At 43.8% G+C, this 6824-nt stretch carries 8 protein-coding genes; 6 read left to right on the top strand and 2 right to left on the bottom strand.

Annotated features, from left to right (window positions below):
* Positions 1 to 432: 432 nt before the first annotated feature.
* From GMA8713_RS24805 to GMA8713_RS24820, 4 genes are all read left to right on the top strand, one after another.
* Positions 433 to 882, top strand: a complete 450-nt coding sequence (locus GMA8713_RS24805; protein ID WP_062715247.1) for a DUF302 domain-containing protein — start codon at positions 433 to 435, stop codon at positions 880 to 882.
* A 159-nt stretch (positions 883 to 1041) separates the two neighbouring features.
* Positions 1042 to 1368, top strand: a complete 327-nt coding sequence (locus GMA8713_RS24810; protein ID WP_062715248.1) for a GNAT family N-acetyltransferase — start codon at positions 1042 to 1044, stop codon at positions 1366 to 1368.
* Complete coding sequence (locus tag GMA8713_RS24815; protein WP_062715250.1) at positions 1365 to 1892, top strand: GNAT family N-acetyltransferase; 528 nt, start codon at positions 1365 to 1367, stop codon at positions 1890 to 1892. The genes GMA8713_RS24810 and GMA8713_RS24815 overlap by 4 nt, the downstream gene beginning before the upstream one ends.
* Before the next feature lie 195 nt (positions 1893 to 2087).
* Positions 2088 to 2786 (top strand): GntR family transcriptional regulator, encoded by a 699-nt coding sequence (locus GMA8713_RS24820; protein WP_062715252.1) that lies wholly within the window; start codon positions 2088 to 2090, stop codon positions 2784 to 2786.
* 94 nt (positions 2787 to 2880) lie between these two features.
* Here GMA8713_RS24820 and GMA8713_RS24825 read toward each other — a convergent pair whose 3' ends face one another.
* Together GMA8713_RS24825 and GMA8713_RS24830 are read right to left on the bottom strand one after the other, a co-directional pair.
* Entirely contained in the window at positions 2881 to 4233 is a 1353-nt protein-coding gene (locus GMA8713_RS24825; protein ID WP_062715254.1) for an NCS1 family transporter, read from the bottom strand.
* Positions 4234 to 4264: 31 nt separating this feature from the next.
* Positions 4265 to 5041: an aspartate/glutamate racemase family protein gene (locus GMA8713_RS24830; protein ID WP_084387836.1), complete on the bottom strand. Its 777-nt coding sequence runs from the start codon at positions 5039 to 5041 to the stop codon at positions 4265 to 4267.
* Positions 5042 to 5721: 680 nt separating this feature from the next.
* Between GMA8713_RS24830 and GMA8713_RS24835 the strand changes: the two genes are divergently transcribed.
* Positions 5722 to 6147, top strand: a complete 426-nt coding sequence (locus GMA8713_RS24835) for a hypothetical protein (protein WP_062715263.1) — start codon at positions 5722 to 5724, stop codon at positions 6145 to 6147.
* A gap of 180 nt (positions 6148 to 6327) precedes the next feature.
* Positions 6328 to 6708 (top strand): IS200/IS605 family transposase, encoded by a 381-nt coding sequence (gene tnpA / locus GMA8713_RS24840; RefSeq protein WP_062715261.1) that lies wholly within the window; start codon positions 6328 to 6330, stop codon positions 6706 to 6708.
* Positions 6709 to 6824 lie beyond the last annotated feature (116 nt).

Below are 6824 nucleotides of genomic sequence, written 5' to 3' on the forward strand. Positions count from 1 at the left end.
CACCTTCGCTTTAAATTCGGGTGAGTGGTTTCTACGTTTTCTTGTCATCATCTGCTCCAGTCTTTCTGGGGACTATCAAAACAGATCAATCACTTAAAGTCATGTCCGAAAATTGGGGGCCACTTCTGTAGTCAAGACCGTGCGATTCAGTGATGGAACAACATTGAACGTACAAGCAAACAGTTTTGGCACTTTGGTGAAGTAAAGACGCGATTAAGTAGTTAGCAGAATTCATACACCAATGTGTCGTTGACCACTGCCACTGGTTATTAGCGATACGATTGATACGCGCTCAACGGGGGAAACCTCGTTGAGTTTTTTTATTTGTGGCAGGGCCGACAAATCAGGTAGCTGATTGTAATTTTTAGGCGAGTTTTCATATCTGTGTATGAACGGAAAAGTTAGAACAGAAACAGAGAAAGGAAAACGACAATGAAAAAATATGTAGTGGCTGCGGTGGCTTCAATGATGGTGGCATTTTCAGTGCATGCCGATAACGGGTTGATCAAAATACAAAGTGCGCATTCTGTTGCCCAAACGGCGGATAATATTGAAGGTTTTTTGAAGGAAAAAGGACTCACCCAGTTTGCACGCATTAATCATGCTGCTAACGCCGAGAAAGTGAGTATGGAACTACGTCCTACAGAAGTCATCATCTTTGGTAATCCAAAGGTTGGCACGCCTCTTATGCAATGTGCGCAAAGCGTGGCGATAGATTTGCCACAAAAAATGCTGATTAGCCAAGACGCGCAAAACAATGTTTGGCTAATCTACAACGACCCAATGTATCTGAAAGAGCGCCATAACATGGAAGGTTGTGAAAAGGTGCTGGAGAAAGTGTCTAAGGTACTTGGTGCGATCAGCAAAACCGCGACAAAATAGTCCATTCAACATTTATGAAGCCCAGCATACGGCTGGGCTCCTTGTTGTTGGTATATATCCGATTTCTAACGCAATTTGATGTAGCATGAATCGACAATCCCTTTTACTTGCTGTTCAGTAAAAACTTGTCTGGATGTTGTTTAACAAAAAGAGAGTACGATGAAATTGGTAACCCCATCATCGGGATATGAAAAAGCATTTCACGCCTTTTGCGATGACTTTTCAAAGAATGATCCAGAAAATGCTGATTACTATCAGGCGTCTAAAATAGATTTTTCTGGCTACGTTCAAAGCTTGTTTGATGAGTCTAAAGGGATCAATCTTCGGGAAGGTGTTGTACCTTGCAGTCACTTTTGGTTGACGGATGATGAAGACAAACTCGCTTCTCAAAAGATCATCAAAGCCAATGGTGGCCAGTACGTAAAAACGGTCGTCGGTACAGTGAATAAATGGCCGATTGTCCACTTTAGGGTGGAATGCGAATGACAGTTTCTCTCAAGCTTATTGATATCCGGGAGCGGCATGTTCTGGAGAATCTGTTTTCCTACTATGTGTATGAGTTTTCACAACCTTTAGGGCTAAGCCTTGATAGTGACGGTAAATATGCCTTCAAATCCGAAACTCTTAATCCGTATTGGCTTCGTGATGATCACCATCCGTATTTTATTCTGTCTGATGGTGAATTAGCCGGCTTTGTGCTGGTTCGTCGTTATCCACCCAACATTGCTGTGTGGGATATCGATCAGTTTTTCGTCTTGCGTAAATTCAAAGGCAAAGGGTTAGGCAAAAAAGCGTTGGCTGCAGCGTTAGATCAGCGACTCGGCGACTGGCAAATCCGAATTATGAAAGAAAACATTGATGTTTTGGGCTTCTGGCAATCGGCCGTCGAAGAGCTGGTGGGAGGGGACTATTCACTGGGATTGGACATGGACAATGAGTTGGAAATGTATTTCATCCGACTTTTTTATCAAGGTAAGTCCAAATTGCAGTGTTTAGACTTCGTTGACTAATCTGATTAGGTGCATTCAAGCAACCTGAAGGTGCTCGAATTCGGATGTTTCAGGCTTAAAAGTAGCGTGCGTTTATAGAGGCATAAAGTTCGGGAGAAAAAATGGCTTGCTTGCCCAACGATGCTACACACTAGTCAGCATTAACCGATTATTATTTATGGACTAAATGATTAGCACCCGAGTAACTTTGTACAGATGCAAAATCAAAAATCAAATCAACAAAAACGCAATCCTGCTGAAGCCATATACGATAAAGTTTTGTTGGCCATTTTCGAGCGTAAGCTTGCACCTGGGGTTCGCCTCAAGGAAGAAGAAATGTGCGAAGTGTTCGATGCAAGCCGAGGAACCGTTCGAACTGTTTTACAGCGGTTGGCGATCAAAAAACTGGTGAATATTGTGCCTAACAGTGGTGCTTTTGTTGCCAAGCCAGATATCCGAGAGGCGAAGGAAGTCTTCGAAGCGCGCAGATTGATTGAAAAGAACATCGTTTTGGAGCTGGCGAAGTCTTTCAACAAAGAAAAGAAAGCCATACTGGAAAACCATGTTGATAAGGAGCATCAGGCAGAAAAAGCGGGCGAAGAAGCGTTAAGTATTCGGTTATCAGGTGAGTTTCATTTGTTGCTCGGTGAGCTTTCCGAAAAAAGTGTTTTGACAGAATTACTCCGCGAAGTCATTTTTAGAACGTCTCTTATTATCTCGCTTTATAAAAAACAAACTTTACCGAGCTCATTAGGGTTGCAGTGTGATCACGATGAGTTGATTGCTGCTTTAAGTGAAGGCGATGGTGAAAAGGCTGCTGAGTTAATGGAAATACATTTGTTAGCGATTGAATCCCAGTTGAAGTTGACGGATGAGGATGATGGCAGCGCTGGGCTACGAGATGTTTTTCTATAGGTCGTAAAAAGGGGGGCTAACAACCCCCAAAGACCAACAGGACAGGGGACAATTGCTTCACCTGACAATTGTCATCCCCATCAAGAAACTCAAATTATTCCCTGAACCGCTTACAAGCATCCCACTGAGTCATCAGTAAATAGTATGAGAGCCCCGCAGGAATCAAACTCGCATACCAAGATACTGATGAGAACATTAACGCAAAAATAACGCCAATACCTGAAGCGATCACTGCTGCCCAGTTTATGCCGGCATAGGGCCCATGCTCATCATAGAGCAACTCAATATTCAAAGTGCGATTACGCAGAATGTAATAGTCGACAGCAAGTACAGCGAAAATCGGCCCGAGGAATGCAGAATACGTCTGAACAAACAGTTGAAGTCCTGCTGCTGATTCCTCTTTGATAAGTTCCCAAGGAAAAGTTGCAAATGCAGCGAGTCCAACAACGATGGTCGCTGTTTTAAACTTCATCTTAAACATATCCATCAAGATGTACGTCGGTGGGACAACATTATTGAGGACATTGGTGGTGACTTGAGCAAAGGCGATGAACAGTAGAGTGATAATTAAAAGAGGTTTGTTGTCGACCGCGCTCGAAAATACCATGATAGGGTCCGAGACACCGGTTGCTCCTGAGACCATTAAACCTATCAGCCCCATAAACAAAGTGCAGGGTAGAATGGACATCGCATAGATTGTCGTGAGAAGCCTTTTGCCGGTCCCTTTTTCGAGTTCACGGGAATAGTCACTGACGTTCAACATCATTGTGCTGTATATGCCGAGAAACAGCATGGTCGCGCTCCAGAACTCAACGCCCCAAGTGCCTTCAATGTTGACGAGGTTCGTCGTGATTTCATCCCCGTATTTGTTGATCACACTAAAGAACATATAGACAAGCGAGATCAGGATAAACCCGCTACCAATGTTTTCGAGCCATTTGATGCCTTGGAAACCGAATATTGACAGGCCAATCTGGAGGAACTGGAAGAGTACAAAGTACATCACCATGTTGTCGTAACCAAAGAGCGTTGCTGACACAGCGTTCAGTGCACCCGCGCCAACCCAAGATTGAAAGCCATACCATACAATGGCAGGAACTGCTCTTACGACGCCGGGTAAACGAGTTCCTGTAAACCCAAAAGCGGACCTTGCCTGTACCATAAAGGGTATGCCGTATTTGTAGCCAGCTTCCCCATTGATAGCGAGAGCTATACCAATAACAAAGCACCCGATGCCTATTGCTAGTGAGGTCTGCAATAGGTTGAGCGTACCAACGATACTAGAACCCATAGCAAATGTGCCGATAGACACGCACCCACCAAACCAAGCGAGAAAGTATGAGAGACGACCCATTATTCTCGTGTCTTGTGGGGCTAATGATTCTTCTCCTACGGCTTTCGTTGCCGTAGAGTTTGCTCCGCCTTCCTTGATATCTGAGCTGTGCATTTACTTCTCCTTATTTAAAAAGGTTAACACTTCATGAGGAAATATATCGACGATTAAGCTGTTGATAAGAATCTGTGATAGATAGGCTGTGTACGCTGCCCTTGAGTGTCTTTTGCGGGGGAAACGCCCAGTCACCATATTTGCTGGTGGTCAGATTGAGAGAAATTAAACTCTCCGCTAATTTCACAGCGGCGGTTACGCCTTCTATCACTGGGATACCAACTTCTTTGCTGATAATTGGAGTCAGGTCTGCCATACCCCCACATCCAAGAACAATGGCGCCTATCTCGTCCTCTTTTTTCGCGCGCAAGCATTCAGAAATGATGATGTCCAGAGTGCGACCTCCATCATCTTTCTCGAGGTCCAAGACGGGTATGTCGGCTGCACGAACACGTCTACAGTGCTCTGAAAATCCGTAGTTTTTCAGCAGATGCTCAGCAATGATTTTTGTTCTTGATAATGTGGTGACCACAGAGAAGCGTGAACTGATCATTGTTGCCATGTGAAACGACGCTTCTGCAATACCGATAACAGGTGCCCTTGTTGTCTCTCTTGCGGCATAAAGACCTGGATCGCCAAAGCAAGCGACAATGTAGGCATCCGTTTGCTCTAGCTCTCCTTTCCTGACTTCATCCAACACACCGAAAACGCTGACCGCCTCGTCAAAATGAGATTCAATTGATTCGGGGCCATCTTTTGGGGTTACGGCAACAATTTGGGTGCTGTTTGAAGCAATACTGCTCGCGGCGCTCCCCATTTTCATAGTCATGGACTCAGAGGTATTTGGGTTGATAAGTCTGATTTTCATTAGTCACCAAATTGTTAACAATAATTAATTATATTGTTAACAAAAACATTGATATTATGTTTACAATAAATGAGAAAAAGGTAAATTAAATAATTTAACCATTAAATACAATAAGATAAGTTCTTGTCATTGAGGTTGACTTTCTCATTTGAAACGAATTAAGTCTTTGTTTGTGACAGGGTGACGGCGTTGTGTTTATTGACAATCTTGACTGGGAATTGAGGCGGAAATCTTGTTCGCTAATACTTGATAACAGATTTATCTAGTCGTAAATCCAAAATTTGCCCGTGACAAAAACAGCGAAACAATTTCTGGGGGCTGTTGACCTTTTGTGATGATTTTTGCAGCAGTTTGTGGGGGTTTTATGCAAGGCAGAGGCTTCGATGTGTAGCTAGCCTACATGAGAAGCCGATAACGCAGCAGAAATTCCCCACAAACGCTGCCCGAAGGGTTCTGCTCTAAGCGTTTTACGCTTTGTTGAGGTGTATTTGCTTAGAATGACTAGGCGGCACACACCTCGCCGCGCCTAAAACGCTTATAGCTAGAACAAAATTTAACCACCAAAGGTCAACAGACCCTAGGTTTCGCGTACTAAATTCGTCTTATATTGTAAAACGATTTGCACTAAGATGGCGTGTTTATTGAAGGTATGCAGACTATCCCAACGTGGGCGGATTATGATGAAAAAGATGATTGTTTCAGCGGCTATTGTTTTCGCGCTGGCAGGTTGTGAAGAGGCCAACGAGGCGATTGATAAAGCGCAAGAAGCGGCAAATAGCGCAGTAGATAGCATTCAAGATAAAGTCGATGCCGTTGATTTGAGCGAGCTGAATTTGGATTCCCTGGAGAACGCGACAGCGTATGCCAAAGAGTTTACTGAGTCGATGGAAGAAGCACTCACCGCTGATTTGACGAATGCAGGTGTCGTTGCGGACGTTCAGGAAAAAGTGGCGAACTCTTACGCTTGCTTGGTTGACGCCACTTCTGAAAGTACGGCAGAAAAGCTGCTGAACAAGTTTATGTCAGCGATTGGCAGCGAAGATACTCAATCTTTAATTGAGAAAGGTGTAGAGAAAGCCAAAGCGGCAAAAGAGTGTGTGATGTAACCAAAGACGCTACACATTGAACAATTAAAAAAGTGCCGAGCTCAAGCTCGGCACTTTTTATTGTCAGTCTTAAACCACCTCCTATGGAGGTGGTGATCGTTAAATCGGGGCTAAGCCCGTAAAGAGCTCATGCTAGATACTGTCCTCGTTTGTTACCAGCAAATCGAAGGAGTAAATAGCATGAGCAGATATGATTCATCATCGCATGTATTTTATCGCTGTCAGTACCATATAGTTTGGACCCCGAAATACAGATTTAAAATACTGAAGGGTAATGTTGCAAAGGAGGTTTACCGTTGTATCCATGTATTTTGCAGCATGAAGAAATGCCGAATAGTCGAGTTGAACGTTCAGATAGATCACGTTCATTTGGTGGTGAGAACGCCTCCGAGCTTGAGCGTTTCGGAGCTAGTAGGATTTGTAAAAGGTAGAACAGCGATAAAGCTTTTTGCCAAATTTCCGTACCTGAGAAAGAAGAAACTCTGGGGTAGCCACTTCTGGCAAAGGGGATACTTTGTCGATTCTGTAGGAGCTAACGAAGAGATAATTAGTCGGCCCTGAAAAAGCCGTTTTTGCCATTAAGAAATCAAGCAAAAAATAGGGAAGCTGAAATACCAGCTTCCCTATTTTTTAGACAACTGCGCCTGCTTAGTCGCAATAGCATCCTTGTTCATTGT

Origin of the sequence: Grimontia marina, assembly GCF_900060185.1 — a bacterium.
GTDB classification, from domain to species: Bacteria; Pseudomonadota; Gammaproteobacteria; order Enterobacterales; family Vibrionaceae; genus Enterovibrio; species Enterovibrio marinus.

Excerpts from the sequence above, each read along its gene's own strand:
- GMA8713_RS24805 (WP_062715247.1), top strand. The coding sequence starts at position 433 with ATGAAAAAATATGTAGTGGCTGCGGTGGCTTCAATGATGGTGGCATTT.
- GMA8713_RS24810 (WP_062715248.1), top strand. The coding sequence starts at position 1,042 with ATGAAATTGGTAACCCCATCATCGGGATATGAAAAAGCATTTCACGCC.
- GMA8713_RS24815 (WP_062715250.1), top strand. The coding sequence starts at position 1,365 with ATGACAGTTTCTCTCAAGCTTATTGATATCCGGGAGCGGCATGTTCTG.
- GMA8713_RS24820 (WP_062715252.1), top strand. The coding sequence starts at position 2,088 with ATGCAAAATCAAAAATCAAATCAACAAAAACGCAATCCTGCTGAAGCC.
- GMA8713_RS24825 (WP_062715254.1), bottom strand. The coding sequence starts at position 4,233 with ATGCACAGCTCAGATATCAAGGAAGGCGGAGCAAACTCTACGGCAACG.
- GMA8713_RS24830 (WP_084387836.1), bottom strand. The coding sequence starts at position 5,041 with ATGAAAATCAGACTTATCAACCCAAATACCTCTGAGTCCATGACTATG.
- GMA8713_RS24835 (WP_062715263.1), top strand. The coding sequence starts at position 5,722 with ATGAAAAAGATGATTGTTTCAGCGGCTATTGTTTTCGCGCTGGCAGGT.
- tnpA (WP_062715261.1), top strand. The coding sequence starts at position 6,328 with ATGAGCAGATATGATTCATCATCGCATGTATTTTATCGCTGTCAGTAC.